Annotated in this window: 15 protein-coding genes; 3 read left to right on the plus strand and 12 right to left on the minus strand. The window is 70.0% G+C overall.

Features of this window, described 5'->3' with window-relative positions; all coding sequences use genetic code 11:
• Positions 1-156 precede the first annotated feature (156 nt).
• A complete protein-coding gene (locus KDL01_RS02450; protein ID WP_212526636.1) occupies positions 157-552 on the plus strand; it encodes a nuclear transport factor 2 family protein in 396 nt (131 codons plus the stop codon).
• An 18-nt stretch (positions 553-570) separates the two neighbouring features.
• Here KDL01_RS02450 and KDL01_RS02455 read toward each other — a convergent pair whose 3' ends face one another.
• The 6 genes from KDL01_RS02455 to KDL01_RS02480 form a co-directional block, all read right to left on the minus strand.
• On the minus strand, positions 571-1,299 hold the full coding sequence (locus tag KDL01_RS02455; protein WP_212526637.1) for a hypothetical protein: 729 nt from the start codon (positions 1,297-1,299) through the stop codon (positions 571-573).
• 248 nt (positions 1,300-1,547) lie between these two features.
• Positions 1,548-3,302, minus strand: coding sequence for an alkaline phosphatase family protein (locus tag KDL01_RS02460; protein WP_212526638.1), 1,755 nt, complete (start codon positions 3,300-3,302; stop codon positions 1,548-1,550).
• Positions 3,303-3,456: 154 nt separating this feature from the next.
• Positions 3,457-3,723 carry a Smr/MutS family protein gene (locus KDL01_RS02465; RefSeq protein WP_212526639.1) on the minus strand — a complete coding sequence of 89 codons (267 nt, stop codon included), beginning with the start codon at positions 3,721-3,723 and terminating at the stop codon, positions 3,457-3,459.
• Positions 3,724-3,966: 243 nt separating this feature from the next.
• Positions 3,967-5,049 carry an ABC transporter substrate-binding protein gene (locus KDL01_RS02470; protein ID WP_212526640.1) on the minus strand — a complete coding sequence of 361 codons (1,083 nt, stop codon included), beginning with the start codon at positions 5,047-5,049 and terminating at the stop codon, positions 3,967-3,969.
• 71 nt (positions 5,050-5,120) lie between these two features.
• Entirely contained in the window at positions 5,121-6,008 is an 888-nt protein-coding gene (locus tag KDL01_RS02475; RefSeq protein WP_212526667.1) for an ABC transporter permease, read from the minus strand.
• 5 nt (positions 6,009-6,013) lie between these two features.
• Entirely contained in the window at positions 6,014-6,850 is an 837-nt protein-coding gene (locus KDL01_RS02480; protein WP_212526641.1) for an ABC transporter ATP-binding protein, read from the minus strand.
• Between the two features lie 206 nt (positions 6,851-7,056).
• On the opposite strand from KDL01_RS02480, the gene KDL01_RS02485 reads away from it, so the two are divergent.
• Both KDL01_RS02485 and KDL01_RS02490 read left to right on the plus strand, forming a co-directional pair.
• Positions 7,057-8,661 (plus strand): ATP-binding protein, encoded by a 1,605-nt coding sequence (locus KDL01_RS02485; protein ID WP_212526642.1) that lies wholly within the window; start codon positions 7,057-7,059, stop codon positions 8,659-8,661.
• Positions 8,658-9,362, plus strand: a complete 705-nt coding sequence (locus KDL01_RS02490) for a response regulator (protein WP_212526643.1) — start codon at positions 8,658-8,660, stop codon at positions 9,360-9,362. The genes KDL01_RS02485 and KDL01_RS02490 overlap by 4 nt, the downstream gene beginning before the upstream one ends.
• 85 nt (positions 9,363-9,447) lie before the next feature.
• Here the strand turns inward: KDL01_RS02490 and KDL01_RS02495 are convergent, their stop codons facing one another.
• The 6 genes from KDL01_RS02495 to KDL01_RS02520 all read right to left on the minus strand — a co-directional run bounded on the left by KDL01_RS02495 (position 9,448) and on the right by KDL01_RS02520 (position 15,499).
• A complete protein-coding gene (locus KDL01_RS02495; protein WP_212526644.1) occupies positions 9,448-10,485 on the minus strand; it encodes an FKBP-type peptidyl-prolyl cis-trans isomerase in 1,038 nt (345 codons plus the stop codon).
• Positions 10,486-10,623: 138 nt separating this feature from the next.
• Positions 10,624-11,268 carry an SIMPL domain-containing protein gene (locus tag KDL01_RS02500; protein ID WP_212526645.1) on the minus strand — a complete coding sequence of 215 codons (645 nt, stop codon included), beginning with the start codon at positions 11,266-11,268 and terminating at the stop codon, positions 10,624-10,626.
• 107 nt (positions 11,269-11,375) lie between these two features.
• Complete coding sequence (locus KDL01_RS02505; protein ID WP_212526646.1) at positions 11,376-12,335, minus strand: alpha/beta fold hydrolase; 960 nt, start codon at positions 12,333-12,335, stop codon at positions 11,376-11,378.
• 174 nt (positions 12,336-12,509) lie between these two features.
• Positions 12,510-13,406: an MBL fold metallo-hydrolase gene (locus KDL01_RS02510; protein WP_212526668.1), complete on the minus strand. Its 897-nt coding sequence runs from the start codon at positions 13,404-13,406 to the stop codon at positions 12,510-12,512.
• 69 nt (positions 13,407-13,475) lie between these two features.
• On the minus strand, positions 13,476-14,438 hold the full coding sequence (locus KDL01_RS02515) for an SMP-30/gluconolactonase/LRE family protein (RefSeq protein ID WP_212526647.1): 963 nt from the start codon (positions 14,436-14,438) through the stop codon (positions 13,476-13,478).
• A gap of 164 nt (positions 14,439-14,602) precedes the next feature.
• On the minus strand, positions 14,603-15,499 hold the full coding sequence (locus KDL01_RS02520; RefSeq protein WP_212526648.1) for a helix-turn-helix domain-containing protein: 897 nt from the start codon (positions 15,497-15,499) through the stop codon (positions 14,603-14,605).
• Positions 15,500-15,526: the final 27 nt, after the last annotated feature.

Here is a 15,526-nt window from a genome sequence, read left to right on the forward strand (position 1 = left end):
GCGCAGCTGCCAGATGCGGGGGAGCAGGGGTGACATGTGCCAGCGACCTGGGGTCTCACGCTCTCACGTTCCCGACCGGCAGGCCGGGAACGAGGTGACTAGAGTGGTGAGCGGGGGCGATCACCGTGTGCATCCGAGAGGGAAGGGATGATCCCCATGGCAGAGCACCCGCACGCAGCGCTGGTCCGCAAGGGTTACGAGGCCTTCTCGCGCGGAGACGTGGCGGCGCTGTCCGCGCTCATGACCAGCGACTGCACCCATCATGTGCCCGGCAGCCACAGCCTCTCCGGCGACTACAAGGGCCTGGACGCGGTCATCGAGTACTACGGGCAGCTCGCCGCCGAGACCGACGGGACGTTGCGCGTCGAACTCCAGAACCTGTTCACCGACGGCCGCGGGCACGTCATGTCCGTCCACCACGTCACCGGTCGGCGGCGCGGACGCGAACTGGACGCGATGGGCGGCATCGTCTTCCGCGTCGTCGGCCCCAAGATCACCGACCTCGACGAGTGCGTCGAGGACCAGGATGCCGACGACGCCTTCTGGAGCTGAGCGGGTCCGGGTGCGCGCTCAGGCGTTCGGCGCCGAGCAGCGCCGGGGGAGGGTGACCACGCCGGGCTTGTGCTCGAACGTGCGCATCTGGAGCCACTCGTCCAGTTGGGGATCGAAGAGGTTCTGGATGCCGAACTGCAGGACCTGCCGGAACGTGCCCCGGTTGTCCTGGTCCACGTAGACGTCCCCGAGCGCGAGCGGGAACCGCAGGAACTTCCCGGGCGGCAGCTGCGGCACGACGACGCCGACGCGCCAATGGTCGACGCGGCGTTCGGGGTTCGTCTGCAGGATCTCGGGGCCGACGAAGCGCGCACTGCGCAGTGCCCTGTTCAGCAGGTCGAGGTCGAAGCCCGGGATGCGGTCGCAGGGATGCGAGGTCAGGCCGGGCCACTTGTACGTCAGGGTGTAGAACGAGCCGTGGAAGATCAGGTTGGTGAACCAGATCGGGTACTGCGGGCCCCCGGCGGTCATCTGGCTCTCGCCGTTCCGGCCCTCCCAGGTGAACGGCACCGTGATGCGCAGGTCACGGACGATCCAGGTGCCCTTGCCGCGGAAGTCGCGCGGCAGGCGCGGCGGGAGCGGCGTGGACGGGCCGGAGCCCACCCCCGCCGTCGCGGTGTTCGCCGTCGTCTGCGTTCCCGTGTTCCGCGCCGCCGCTTGGGCCGGCGGCAGCACGGCGGAGACGAGGGCGACCGCGCCGACGACGGACGTCGTCACCGCCGCCCGATAGCTGAACGTCCAGGCCATGATCTTCCTCGACTGTCATGTCGGCGCCTCGCGGCGTGCTGAAGATGGGCTAATCAGGACATTCGATATCAGACTTCCCATGCGGGCGCGACGTGGCGTGCCGTGCGGTGCGGTTCGGCCGTCTCCTTTTCCCCTGTACGGCGTATCAGGCGCCGCGCGACGTCGCGTTACCCCGCCGCGCGGCCGGATCCGGGCCGGCCGAGAACGGCGGCCCGGATCTGCGGACTTTGATCTACCGGCTGCCTGATCTACTGAATCGTGATGTCGGTCGGCCCGGCGAGCACGCTGTAGCCGTCGTCGTAGAGGTACCAGAGCGCGTATGTTCCGGCGGCGGGCAGGGAGCTCGCCGGGAAGGTGGCCGTGCCGCCGGTGCCCGCGGCCCACTCCCACGCGCTCGAGCTCTGCGAACCCGGAGTCACGCCGAGCGGGTAGAGGCCGATCCAGTTCTCGGAGTTCGCGTTGCCCGCCGTGGTCTGGTACGCGACCGTCAGGGCCTGCCCGGCCGCGACCGTCGTGCTGCCCGGGGTGATCGTGCTCGGCGCCGGCGCGGAACCGGTGCCGGTGAACGCGTCGTTGAGCGGGGTCGCGTACTCGTCGTTCGCGGTGATCGGCGCGATGCCGAGGGCCTGCTCGATGGTGCGTCCGGTGCTGTAGTGGTCGTACCGGGAGTTGCTGACCGTGCCGGCCGGGACCGTGCCCTGCGAGCCGAGGACGATCGTGGCGACGTGGTTGTCCGGCTCGCTCTCGTCCTCGTCCCACGTGATGACCAGCAGCGACTTCTGCGTGGTCCAGGCCGGCGAGGCGAGGATGGGCGCGACGGTCTGCTTGAGCCAGCCGTCCTGGACCTGCAGGCTGGTGGCCGAGCCGTTGCCGGAGGACTCGCCGTCGTAGTAGTCGTCGGCCGCGATCCACGCGAAGTTCGGCGTGCTCGACGCGCTGGCCAGGTCGGTGGTGAGCTGGCTGGTGTCGAACAGGTGCGCCTGGCAGTAGGCGGAGTTCCCGGAGACGTCGGTGAAGTTGATGAACGGGGCGTCATCGGGCTCGTAGTACGAGTCGTACTTCGTGGTGGTGTTGCACGGTGTGCCCATGCCCTGCTCGTACGCCTTCCAGGTCTCGCCCTTGGCCACGAGCTCGTCCCCGATGTTCTTGTTCGGGTCCTTGATGTTCGGCCAGTACGTGGCGCCGGTCGCATAGGTGTCGCCACCCGCGATCGCCATGTAGTTCTCGTCGCTGGGGTGGTAGACGGCGTGGTAGTTCGCCATCGTCGCGCCCTCGGACATCAGAGTGTGGAGGTACGGCGTGTCCGTCGGGTTGTTCACGACCTCGTTGTAGTCGGTGTTCTCCATCATGATCGTGAACACGTGGCTGTAGCCGGGGACCGAGGACGCGGGCGGAGCGAGCGTGGGCGCGGCGAGCGGGGTGTTGAGCGTCAGCGACAGGTGCTCGGCGTATCCGCCTTCGCTGGAGCTGTCGACGAACGCCAGCTGTACCAGGATCGAGCGCGTGCCCGTCGGGACCGCGCCGGTGGCCGAGCGGGCGAGGAACTCCGTCGCACCACCGCGCTGGGACTCGGTGACGGTGGGCAGCGACGCGGCGGTGCCCAACTGTGCGCCGGTGGTGCCGAGGAACTCGGCGGTCACCTCGGTGTAGCCGGAGTAGGTGGTCCAGCCGCCGAGCCAGCCCGAGAGGTTGAAGGTGACGCCCCCGGCGTCGATCGCGGCGGCCGCCGACGCGACGTCGACCGTCTGCTCGATGGAGCCGTCACCCTGGTTCCCCGGCGCGAAGAAGGCCGGATCGGCGCTCGCGCCGGAGGGGTAGCCGAAGCTGCCCGCCGAGGAGCAGACGACGTCGGGGCTGCCGGACTCGACCTGCCAGCCGGGCATCGTGGTGGCGGCGGTCCAGTCGGTGGTGCAGTAGCCGGCGTTGGCGTCGCCGTCGACGATGAGGTTGGCGCTTGTGGTCGCCGCGAAGGCGGTGGGAGCGCACACAAGAGCCGCGCACAACAGCGCGAATGTGGCGACGATCGCAGACCAGGAGCGATTCACGGGAGTGGGTCCCCTCGCAGAGCCAGAAGTTGTCCAGACAACCATGGCCCAGCGGGGTGGCCGTGCGGCGAACTGCGCGCTACCGGAGCCGGACGGCAGAGTCAATGCTCTGTCAGCGCTTCGCCTTGCCGTGTTGGAAATGTACGAACACGCGACCGAAGTTGTCCGAGTCCTTCTCCACCCGGTGGTAGAGCGCCTTGACGTCCTTGCGGTCGAGGTAGCGCAGTACGCGCTTCTTCAGCTGGCCAGAGCCCTTGCCGGGGATGATCTCCACCAGGGGGGCCTTCTTGGCGATGGCCTCGGCGATGATCGCGTCCAGGGCCCGGTCGATCTCGGAGCCCTTGTTGTAGATCTCGTGCAAGTCGAGCTTGAGCTTCAACGTCCGGCCTCGTCTCGATCGGTGGACCGCGTCAGCGTTGCCCGGCGCGCACCTGCTGCGTCCAAGCTACTCCCGGACACGCCCGGCCACGAGCCCGCACGAGCCCGCGTTGCCCGCATGAGCCCGCATGAGCCCGCACGAGCCCCGCACGAGCCCCGCACGAGCCCCGCACGAGCCCCGCACGAGCGGCGCGCGTGGTGGCGACGGCTCCGCGGCCGTCGCCACCACGCGCGCTGCGGCGGCTCAGCCGTTGGCGGGTTCCGGCGTCGTGGTGGTGGTGTAGCCCTCCGCCTTGTTCGCGGCGATCGCGAAGGTGTTGGTGAAGGTGGTGGCGAGGTTCACCGAGGAGACGTCGGTGCCGATCGCCTTCTCCGTGGCCAGCACGGTCTCCGGGCCGCCGGCGGGCATGATGCCGTCGGGCAGGAACTGGGCCTTGTCCTGGGTCAGGGCCGTGATGTATTCGGCCTTGGTGAAGCCGTTGCTCTGCACGTACGCCGGCGGCAGTGCGTCGGCGATGTCGGCGGCCGAGTGGGTCGCGATCCAGTGCATGGTCGCGACCAGCGCGTCGACCACGTCCTGGGCCTCCTGCTGGTGACCGCTGACCCAGCTGCTCAAGGCGAGCACGCCGGCCGAGGGCCAGGTGCCGCCGAGGGCGGCGGTGGCGCCGGTGGAGGTGGCCAGGTCGATGGCCGAATAGCCGATGTTCTGCTGTTCGATCTGCAGCACGGTCGGCTGCGTCGTCATCAGGCACTGGGTCTTGCCGGTCTTGAGCGCGGCGATGGCGGTGGCGCCGTCGCTCACCCCGATCCGGCTGTACTGCTTCGTCGTCAGGCCGGCCTTGCTCGCCAGCAGCTGGGTCAGCTCGTCGGTGCCCGAGCCGAGGTCGGTCACGCCGAGGGTCTTGCCCGACCACTGCGAGGCGGAGTGGATCCCGCTGCTGGTGGCGCACATCTCGCGCTCGCCCGGGGCGCCGGACAGCTGCACGATGTCCTCGACCTGCTTGCCCTTGGCCTGGAAGTCGATGGAGTGGATGTACCAGGCGCCGGCCATGTCGACCTGGCCGCCGGCCATCGCGTCCTCGGCGCCGATGCCGCCGTTGACCTCGGTGCTCAGCACCATGTCGACGCCGTACTTCTTGTAGAAGCCGAGCTGCTGGGCGAGCTCGTAGGGCAGGTAGATCTGCTTGTCGATACCGCCGACCATGAGGGTGACCGTCGGCAGCGCGGTGCCGCCGCCGCTCCCGGTCGAGCCGGAACTCGAGCAGGCGGTGAGCGAGGTCAGGGCGAGGGCGCCCACGGCCGCGCCGGCGATCGTCTTTCTGAGCATGGCAGAGCCCTACTTTCTTGTCTTCGTTGACGGGAAGGAGGTGACGGGTGGACCGGGGGAGCGCGCGGGGATCAGATCTGCGCGGCTTCGGAGGGGGACGGCGGGCGCCAGGAGAGCAGTCGGCGCTCGAGCCGGGTGAGCAGGGACTCGGCGGCGAGGGTGATCACCGCGATCACGATCATCGTGGCGAACACGCCGTCGGGGTTGAACTGGTTCTGCGCGGTGGTGATGACCAGGCCGAGCCCGCTCTGCGCGCCGAGCACCTCGCCGACCAGGGCGCCGACGATGGCGAAGCCGAAGGCGGTGTGCAGGCTGGCGATGATCCAGGTGAGCGCGGAGGGCACGGTCACGTCGCGGACGACCCGCCACGGGGAGGCGCCGAGCACCCGGGCGTTGTTCAGGATGTTGCGGTCCACCTCGCGCACGCCCTGGAAGGCGTTGAAGAAGACCACGAAGAACACCAGGACGGCGGCCAGCAGGATCTTCGGGGTCTGGCCGAGGCCGAAGGCGACCAGGAAGATCGAGCCGAGCACGATCCGCGGGATCGCGTTGAAGACCTTGATGTACGGGCCGATCACGCGCGCCAGGAACGGGTTCGCGCCGAGTACGACGCCGAACACGATGCCCGTCACGGTGCCGAGCGCGAAGCCGGACACCGCCTCCCGCAGCGTGGTGAAGATCTGGGTCCAGTAGGAGCCGAACTCCGTCGCCTGGTCGCCCTGGGCGAAGTAGTCGTAGAGCTGCTTGGCGATGCCGCTGGGCTGGCCGTAGAAGAACGGGTCGATCACCTTCGCCGCGGTCAGCAGCTGCCAGGAGCCGACCAGCACGACCGCGAGCAGCAGTTGCGCCGCGAAGATCCGCAGCCGGCGCCTGCGCGCGAGGCCCTTGCCGGAGGGCACCGCGGCGGCGGCTTTCGCGCCCGCCTCGGCCAGGTCCCGGTCCAGCTTGTCGGAGACCATGTCACTCACGAGCTCACTCCCGCCGTCTTCGCGTACGCCCGCTCGACCTCTTCGCGCAGGGACTCCCAGATCTGCCGGTGCAGTGCGAGGAACTCGGGCTGGAAGCGGATGTCCTGGACCGCGCCGCGCGGGCGGGGCAGGTCGATGTCGTAGACCGCCTTGACCGAGCCGGGCCCGGAGGTCATCACCACGACGCGGTCGGCCAGCGCCACCGCCTCCTCGAGGTCGTGCGTGATGAACAGCACCGAGGGCCGCAGCTGCTCCCACAGGCCGAGCAGCTCGGTCTGCATGATCGCCTTGGTCTGCACGTCGAGGGCGCCGAAGGGTTCGTCCATGAGCAGGATCCGCGGCTCGTTGATCAGCGCGGCGGCCATCGCCACCCGCTTGCGCATGCCGCCGGAGAGCTGGTGCGGGTGCCGGTCCTCGAACCCGGCCAGACCCACCCGGCGCAGCCAGTCCCGCGCCGTGCTCTCGGCCTCGCGCTTCGCCGTGCCGCGGAAGGTCGGGCCGAGCGCGACGTTGCCGAGCACGGTCTTCCACGGCAGCAGCGCGTCGGCCTGGAACATGAAGCTCACGCCCTCGGCGATGCCGTCGACCGGCCTGCCGCCCACCGCGACCGTGCCCTCGCTCGGCCGGTCGAGTCCGGATACCAGGCTCAGCGTGGTCGACTTGCCACAGCCGGTCGGGCCCACCACTGCGCAGAACTGTCCGGGTTCTACGGTGAAGCTCACATCTTTGATCGCGGTGAAGACGTCACCGGCCGGGGTCAGGAACCGCTTGGTCACCCCGGAGATCTCGATCCGCGCGTTGGGCGCGTCGTCCGTGGTATGTGCCGGAGTCATCGGATCGGGCCTCCTTACTCCATTGATCGGGGAGGCCACACGCTAGGTGGGCTGCGACGACGCGTCACCGTTGTGTGCGTAACCCGCGTTTTCCGCATTTCCCCGAGTTTTGTGCATTGAGTTCACGCGGGGGTTTGCATAACGGCTTGAACGCGGTTTTCGACAATCCTTGCCCGAGTGCAGCCGCCCCTTTCACAATTCCTTGGGTGCGACGAGGCCGGATGCGCAAGCTCTCCAGCCAGATCTTCGTCGGTCAGGTGGCGATCCTGGTCGCGACGGTGCTGGTGGGCTTCGTGCTGTTCGCGCACGAGGAACGCGCGCAACTCGACCAGCAGTACGAGCAGCAGGCGGTTTCCATCGCCGAGTCCGTGGCCTCGATCGACCAGATCGGGCTGTGCCTGGAGCCCGGGGCGCGGCCGTGCGGGGACGAGGTCCAGCAGATCGCCGAACACGTCATGCGCGACACCGGGGCCGGCTACGTCGTGGTGATCGACATGAACCGAGTGCGCCACTCGCACCCCGACTCCGCGTTGATCGGCAAGCAGGTCGAGGAGCCGATCGTGACGAAGGACGGCCTGCCGCGCACCGGGATCGACGACGGCGTCGTCGGCCGTTCGGCCAGCGGCAAGGCCCCGCTCTACGCCCCGGACGGGACGATGGTCGGTGAGGTCTCCGTCGGGATCCTGGAGAGCCGGGTCTCCACCGCCCTGTGGAGCGTGCTCCCGGTGTACGCGCTCTGGTTCGCCGTCGCGCTGGTGATCGGCGCGTTCGCCTCCTGGCTGCTGGCCCGCAGGCTCAAGCGGCGCACCTTCGGCCTCGAGCTCGACGAGATCGCCAAGCTGCTGCTCGAGCGCGAGGCCGTGCTGCACGCGATCCGCGAGGGGATGATCGCCTTCGACCGGGCCGGACGGATCACCCTGGTCAACGACGAGGCACGGCGGCTGCTGTCGATCGAGTCCACCGCGATCGGCAGCTGGATCGAGGAGGTCGTGGCGCCGGGCCGGCTGCGCGACGTGCTCTCCGGCACGATCGGCGGCAAGGACGAGGTGGTGCTCACCGACGAGTACTGCCTGACCGTCAACCGGATGCCGGTGGCGCTGGCCGGCCGTCCGCACGGCTCGGTCGTCACCCTGCGCGACCGCACCGAGCTGGCCGGGCTGCTGCGCGAGCTCGACAGCGTCAGGGGTCTGACCGACGCGCTGCGCGCCCAGCAGCACGAGTTCTCCAATCGCATGCACACCGTGGCCGGGCTGCTCGAGCTGGGCGAATCCGACGAGGCGCTGTGCTATCTGACCGACCTCGGCGGCGCGCAGGCCGAGTTCGCCGAGTCACTGCGCTCGCGCATCGCCAGCCCGCTGATCGTCGGGCTGATCCTGGCCAAGGCCGCGGTGGCGGCGGAACGCGGCATCGAACTGGTGGTGTCGGAAGAGTCGTGGGCGGGGGAGGTGCCGGCGACGTCGCAGGCGCTGACGACGATTCTCGGCAATCTGATCGACAACGCCCTCGACGCGGTCGGCGGCACACGACGGGAGGACGGACCCGGCCGGGTCACGGTGCTCCTGGTCGAAGAGGGGGACCGGCTCAGGGTGGAGGTCGCGGACAACGGCCCCGGGATCGCCGCGCAGGACCTCGGCTCGGTGTTCCTCGACGGATTCTCGACGAAGCCCGCGTCCGGTTCGCTGCGTCGAGGCCTCGGCCTCGCGCTGGTACACCGGCTGGTGCAACGCCTCGGCGGCACGATCGAGGCCAGTACGGGCCCTGGCGCGGTGTTCACCGTGAGTCTTCCGGCGGAGGTGTCGGCGATCGTATGAGGATCGACGAGGAAATCAGGACGCTGGTGGTCGACGACGACTTCCGGGTGGCCCGCATCCACGCCGCGTTCGTCGAGAGGACCGAAGGGTTCGCGCTGGCGGGAGTGACGCACGGCGCGGAGCAGGCGTTCGAGGCGATCGACGAACTGCGGCCGGACCTCGTGCTGATGGACGTGCACCTGCCCGACGGCGACGGAGTCGGCGTGGTGCGCGACCTCGCCCACTCGGCCGAGCGCCCGGACTTCATCATCATCACCGCCGCGCGCGAGGTGCGCACCGTCCGCGCGGCGATGCAGGCGGGCGCGCTGCACTACCTGGTCAAGCCGTTCGGCTACCAGACGCTGCGGGAAAAGCTCATGGCCTACCGGGACCTTCGCACCCGCATGACCGAGCCGGCCCGTGAGGCGGACCAGGCCGAGGTGGACGCGCTGTTCGGTCTGCTGCGCGGCGCCGCGCTACCCGGCGAGGCAGCGAAGGGCCCCTCCGCGCCGACGCTCGAACTCGTGCGCAACGCCGTCCGCGCCGCCCGCGGCGACGTCTCCGCGGCGGAGGTGGCCGAGGAGGTGGGCGTCAGCCGCCCGACCGCGCAGCGGTACCTGAGCCACCTGGCCCGCCACGGCGTCGTCCGACTCCAGTTGAAATACGGAGCGACGGGCAGACCGGAGCACCGCTACACGCTGTCCGACGGCGCCGCGAAATAACCTCGGTACGACGGCGTGGCGCCGGTCGAGCACCCGACAGGTGCCCGGCCGACGCCACGAGGATCGAGAGCGCTACGCCTACTGACTAGAACGCGGCGACGATGTCGACCACGAAGACGAGTGTGTCGTCCTTGCCGATACCCGCCGAGGACTGGCCACCCTGCGGCCCGTAACCGAGCGAGGGCGGGATGACCAGCAGCACCCGGTCGCCGACGTGCTTGCCGACCAGGCCCTGGTCCCAGCCCGCGATGACCGCGCCTTCGCCGATGGCGGTGGAGAAGGCCGTCTTGCGGGTGAAGGAGGAGTCGAAGTTCTTCCCGGTGTTCCAGTCCACGCCCGTGTACTGCATCAGCAGGGTCTGGCCCTTGGCCACCGTCGCCCCGGTCCCCTGGATCAGCACCTTCGAGACCAGGCCGGTGGGCGGCTTCACGCCGGTCGGAATGGTCACGGTCGGGTTGCCCGAGCCGGGCTCGCCGACGACCTTGGGCAGCGAGGCGTCGGTCTGCGCGGCCATCGTGCCGGTGATCTGGGCGTTGGCCGGGTAGCCGCCCACCACGTCGAACACGAAGATCAGCACGTCGGTCGCGCCGACGCCGGCCTGCGAGTTGCCCGCGGTCCCGAACGCGTCGGCCGGCGGGGCGGCCACCTCGATCCGGCTTCCCACCTTGGCGCCGGTCAGCGCCGTGTTCCAGGCGGGCAGCACCGAGCTCGAACCCAGCTGCACACTCTGCGGCGATGCCGTGGCCTGAGTGGTGGAGGCGTAGCTGTCGCCCAGGCTCTTCTTCTGCGACCAGTTGTAGGCGGTGAAGTTGATCACCGCCAGATCGCCCTTCGCCAGAGCCTGGCCGGTCCCCTGGACCAGGACCTTGGTCTCGAGCGTGGTCGACGGGGTGGACCCCGGGGCCGGGGTGATCACGGCCGCCTGGCCGAACGAGCCCGAGGTCACCGGCAGGGACGAACCGGCGGCGGTGCTGGAGGCGGGAGTGGGTGTGGAGGAACTGCAGCCCGCGGTCATCAGACCCGCGAGCAGCACGACGGAAAGGGCGAGCTTGCCGCGCGAGCCGCGGCTCGGGCGGGCGGTGGGAGTGGTCTCCGCCGCGATTCGGTTGGCTGCTTCTGACACCCGCCTACCTTATGTCCTGGAGGTGTGGTCGCACGCGCACGCCGGGTGCGTGCCCGAGCCCGAGCGCCGACTCGCAATGGCCATCCTGTTCACCGGTGCCGCGCCCTCGGGCGCGGCACCGCTGCTGTCCGGCCGACGTCACTCGCCGATGAGCGAGAACCCCAGGAGGACGCCGGCTGAGACGGTGATCTTTCCGGGGGTCAGATCGCCCTCGCCGCCGGCCCCGGAAGACTGACTGTGGTACGTGTTCTGCATCTGCTCGGAGTCGACGTCCTTGATGTGGATGACCGGGCCGAGCCGTACGCCTGCTGCCTGCGCGTAGAGCGCGGCCTTCTCCCGTGCGGCGGCGACCGCCGCCTCGCGTGCCTGCGCGCGCAGTTGCTTCTTGCCGCTCACGTCGAACTCGACCCCGTCGACCTGGTTCGCGCCGGCCTCGACGGCATCGACCAGGACCGACTCGAGAATCTCCAGCTCACGCACCTCGATCACGAACGCCGCGGTGCACGAGTAGCCGAGGAGCTTGCGCTCGTTGTTGCTGAAGTTCCAGGACGACTGCAGGTTCAGCCGGGACGCGGACACCGCGGTGTCCGGGATCCCGTGCCGCCGCAGCACCTCGCGGACCTGATTCACCGCGTTGCGGGTGACTTCGAAGGCTTCGGAGGGCTGCGGACGGGTCTGCTTGATCGCCACCCGCAGCCTCGCCAGATCCGGAGCGGCGTCGACACTCGCCGCACCGAACACCGACGCGCCCCAGGGCTTATCTATGGACTGAGTTTCACTCATGATGGGCATTCAATCAGCAGGGCCCTTGCCGTGCGACCGAAATCACGGCGTCCTCGACCGAGCCCGGAGGCCGACCGGCACCGGCCGGCACCGGTCGGCGCGGCCCGTCAGCCGACGGCCTTGACCATGGCTTCGATCTGGGCCTCGACGAGGTCGGGGCGGTCGAGCGGAATGTCGTGGGAGCTGTGGGCGGCGGTGACGAGCTGCCGGTTGGGCGCCGCGTCGGCGAACTGGGCTTGCGCGGTGCGCCACGCCTGGGCGTCGGGGGGCGAGGTCGGGAACGGGGTGTCGGAGGAGACGATGACGGTGGCGGGGACGCTGGTCGGCCAGCTGATCTGGTGGTAGGCGCGCTGGTCCGCGACATAGTCGGCGGCCACGGCCAGCAGTTGGCGATCCGCCTGGGTGACGGCCGCGGGCTTGAGCGCCTGTATCTGCTCGACCTCCGACTCGGTGGCGGCCGCGACCCGGGCGATCTCGGCGTCGGTGCTGAACTGCGGCAGGCTGGCGTCGACGAGGACGGCGCCGCCGAACTGGCCCGGGTACTGGCGGGTGATGTAGGTGGCGATCTCCCCGGCCTCGGAATGGGACACCAGGATCACGTCATGGGTGGCGCCGAGATCGGTCAGGCCGGCCTCCAGGTCGGAGACGGCGTTCTGGACCTTCCACGGGCCGGGGACCGGGTCGCTGGCGCCCATTCCCTCCCGGTCGTAGGTGATGATCTCCGATCCGGTCGCCTTGGCCAGGGCCGGCACGATGTTCTTCCAGTAGGAGGAGTCGAGCCCGCCGCCGGCGTCCAGGACGATGGCCGGCGAGTGGCCGGGGGTGACGTGGAAGGCCAGCTTGTGGCCCTGATTGGTGATCATGTGCAGGGTGGGTTGGAGGGCGGAGGCGGCCTGGTCGCCCGTCTGCGTGGCCGCCTTGGCAGACGCACCGGGGGATGCGCCGGGAGAGGCGGCGGGGCCGGCGGACTGGGCGCAGCCGGCCAGGAGAGTGGCCAGTGCTGCGGCCGCGCCCACCGTGGCCGCGGTACGACGGCGACGGGTGGAGCGCGGGATGTGTGCGGCCATGGCGTACTCCAAGATGTCGTGTGCATAAGGTGCTTGTGAACAAGGAGATGTTTCCTTGTCTTCCGGCGAGTTCAATCCTGCTCGGCCCGGCGGGCTCCGTCACTGGTGCTGGACACCCGGGTCGGGGTGCACGAAGCTCCACCGAGTGCCGGGGCCCGCCGGGCCGGGCCGGAATCAGTAGCGGGGCAGCGGACTCCACTGCTTGATCGCGAAGCCGTTGCCCGTGTCCTCGACTTCCAGGGCGCTGTGTCCGCTCAGGTGCGCCGGCAGCATCAGGGCATTGTTCTCGGCGGCCCAGCCGAGCAGCCTGACGCGGGTGGCCCGGGACTGGGCCGGGTCGAGGTCGAAGCAGCTGCTGTGGTCCGGGTGGGTGACCTGCAGCGGAGTGTGCAGGATGTCGCCGGCGAACAGTGCCCGGTCCTCGCCCGAGCGCAGCGTGACGACCGAGGCGCCCGGGGTGTGGCCGGGGGCCGCTTCCAGACGCAGGTTCGCGTCGATCACGTGGCTCGTCTCCCACAGGCGGACCCGGCCGGCGGCGAGCACGGGGGCGATGCTGTCCTCGAACGCGTTCTCGTTGATGCCGCCGGCGACGTTCGGGTTGTTCTCCGGGTTCCAGTATTCGAAGTCCACCTTGGGCATCAGATACGTGGCGTTCGGGAAGGTGGGCACCCATGCGCCGTCGACCAGCCGGGTGTTCCAGCCGATGTGGTCGAGGTGGAGGTGGGTGTTGATCACCAGGTCCACGTCCTCGGGCCGCACACCGGCCTGGGCGAGGTTGCCGAGGTAGTCCAGGGAAAGGTGGTCCCAGGGCTCGACGGCCGGGCGGGTCTTGTCGTTGCCGACGCCGGTGTCGATCAGGATCGTGCGGCCCCCGCTGCGCACCAGCCAGGTCTGCATGGCCGTGATCACCACGCCGTCCTCGGCGCCGAGGTGGTCGGGCACGAGCGTGTCGCGGTGCTCCTTCCACGCCTGCTCGGGCATGTCGGGGAAGAACTGGTCCGCGGGCATGATCGGCCCGTGCATCTCCTCGATGCGGGTGACGGTGACTTCGCCCAGGACGATCTCGTTGATGTTCGTCATCTGTCTCTCCTACGGTGCGGTGCTCGGAAGGATGGAAGAGGTCTGCGGTGGTGTCGGACGTCAGTCGTTCAGCCGGGCGGTGAGCAGGTTCGGGTCCTGATCGGTGACGTAGGCCGCGCTCAGGACGAGGACGGTGTCCCCGCGCAGCGCGACAGAGGTCGGATTCGACAGCCCGTCGGCCGCGGTCAGGACGATGGAGTGGCTGCCGTCGGGCTGCACGAGCGCGACCTCGCTCGGGCCGTTGAGCGCGGCCAGCAGCTGGTCGCCGTGACCGGTGAAGGCGAAGTCGTCGATGCCGGTCAGTCCGGTCGCCTCGGTCTGCACCCTGCCGGCGTGTCCGCCGGGCAGGACGGGGATGCGCAGGACGGTGCCCTGATCGAGGTTGGTCACCCAGACCGCGCCGTCGTGGATCTTCAGGCCGTTGGCGCCGAGGAAACCGGCGGAGGCCAGTTGGGGGGCGGTGGACCAGGCGGTGGGGGCGCCGCCGGTGGCGGGGACGCTCCAGATGGTGCCGAGCACGGAGTCCGCGACGTAGAGGGTATTGGTGCTCGGGTCCAGGGCCAGGCCGTTGGGCAGGCCGTTCGCGGGCAGGGCGGCGATCCGCTGCGGCCGGCCGCCGGGGGTCAGCCGCCACACGCCGGTGAGGTCGGCGGTTCCGGTGGCGTAGAGGAAGTACAGGGTGCCGTCCTGGGCGCGGACGATGCCGGTGGTCAGCGGGAAGCCGAGGACCGTGGTCTCGACGCTGTCTTCGGGCGCCGGCAGGGTGGCCAGGATCCGCACGGCGCCGCTGCGGGAGATCTCTGCGATCTGGCGGGCCTCGGCGAAGGTGACGTACGCGTCCCCGTTCGGTGCCATGGCGATGTTCTCCGGCGTCTGGCCGGCGGTCAGGCTGAAGTGTTCGGTGATCCGCGCGTTGCTGAGCGGCGCGGACAGGGCCGAGGCCGTGGCGGGAGTCAGTACCGAGGCGGCGCTCGCGGCAAGGACGCCCGCCGTCACGGCGGACCTGAAGAGCTTCGTGGACATGGTTGTGCTCCTGTTTCAGGGTGTGGTGGGGCATGCGGCGGCGACACGCCGACGCATAAGGGTTCGAAGGAGCGTGACGTGCTCGCGAAGGGCGGCGTCACGAACCGCGGTGGGCCGTCGTCGGCCGCGCGGGAGTAGGGGTTACGTGGTGAGGGCGGTGCGGTTCAGCCCCGGCCGACCCGGGACGGTGTCCGCGCGTCGGTGAGCAGGGCGGGTCGGGCGGTGGCTTGGGCGAGCAGGGTCAACGCCTCGCGCGAGGGCGAATCCGGTTCCGCGGTCCCGACCACGATCACGGGGCCCGGCCCGTAGCTCAGGGTCTGCTGTGTGACGGTCAGCGATCCGACCAGCGGATGACGCATCTCGTAGGCGGCCACCGTGCACGGCTTGATCCGGTGGTCCGCCCACATCGCGGCGAACTCCCCGCTCTTGGCCGAGAGCTCACCGACCAGCGCGTGCAGCGCCGCGTCCTCGGGGTGCTCGCCCGCAGTCAGCCGCAACGCCCCGACCGCCGCCCCGGCCTTGCTCGGCCAGTCCGTGTACAGCTCCCGCAGATGCGGGTCCAGGAACAGCAGCCGCACCATGTTCGGCCGTTCCCCCGGCACTTCCGGGGCACCGGGATCCACGTGCCCGGCGAACAGCGCGTGGCCCAGCCCGTTCCACGCCAACACGTCGGAACGCCTGCCCAGCACGATCGCCGGAGTCTCGCCCAGCGCCTCGAGCAGGTGACGCGTCGGCTCCGACACCCGCTCCGGCGTCGGCCGCCGGGCCCGCGTGCGTACTCTGCCCGCCCGAGCCAGGTCGTGCAGGTACCGGCGCTCCGCCTCGTCCAGCCGCAATGCTCCGGCGATCGCGTCGAGCACTTCGGGCGAAGCGCTCTGCGACTGTCCCTGCTCCAACCGCGTGTAGTACGAGGAGCTCACTCCGGCGAGCAAGGCCAACTCCTCGCGCCGAAGCCCCGGCACCCGCCGGCGCTCCCCGTACGTGGGCACCCCGACATCCTCCGGACGCAGTCGGGAGCGCCGAGTGTGCAGGAAGTCCCCGAGGGGTGTGTTCGCGGTCATGACTCGAGTATGGGCCGGACCCGATCA

Origin of the sequence: Actinospica durhamensis, assembly GCF_018139695.1 — a bacterium.
Taxonomy (GTDB): domain Bacteria; phylum Actinomycetota; class Actinomycetes; order Streptomycetales; family Catenulisporaceae; genus Actinospica; species Actinospica durhamensis.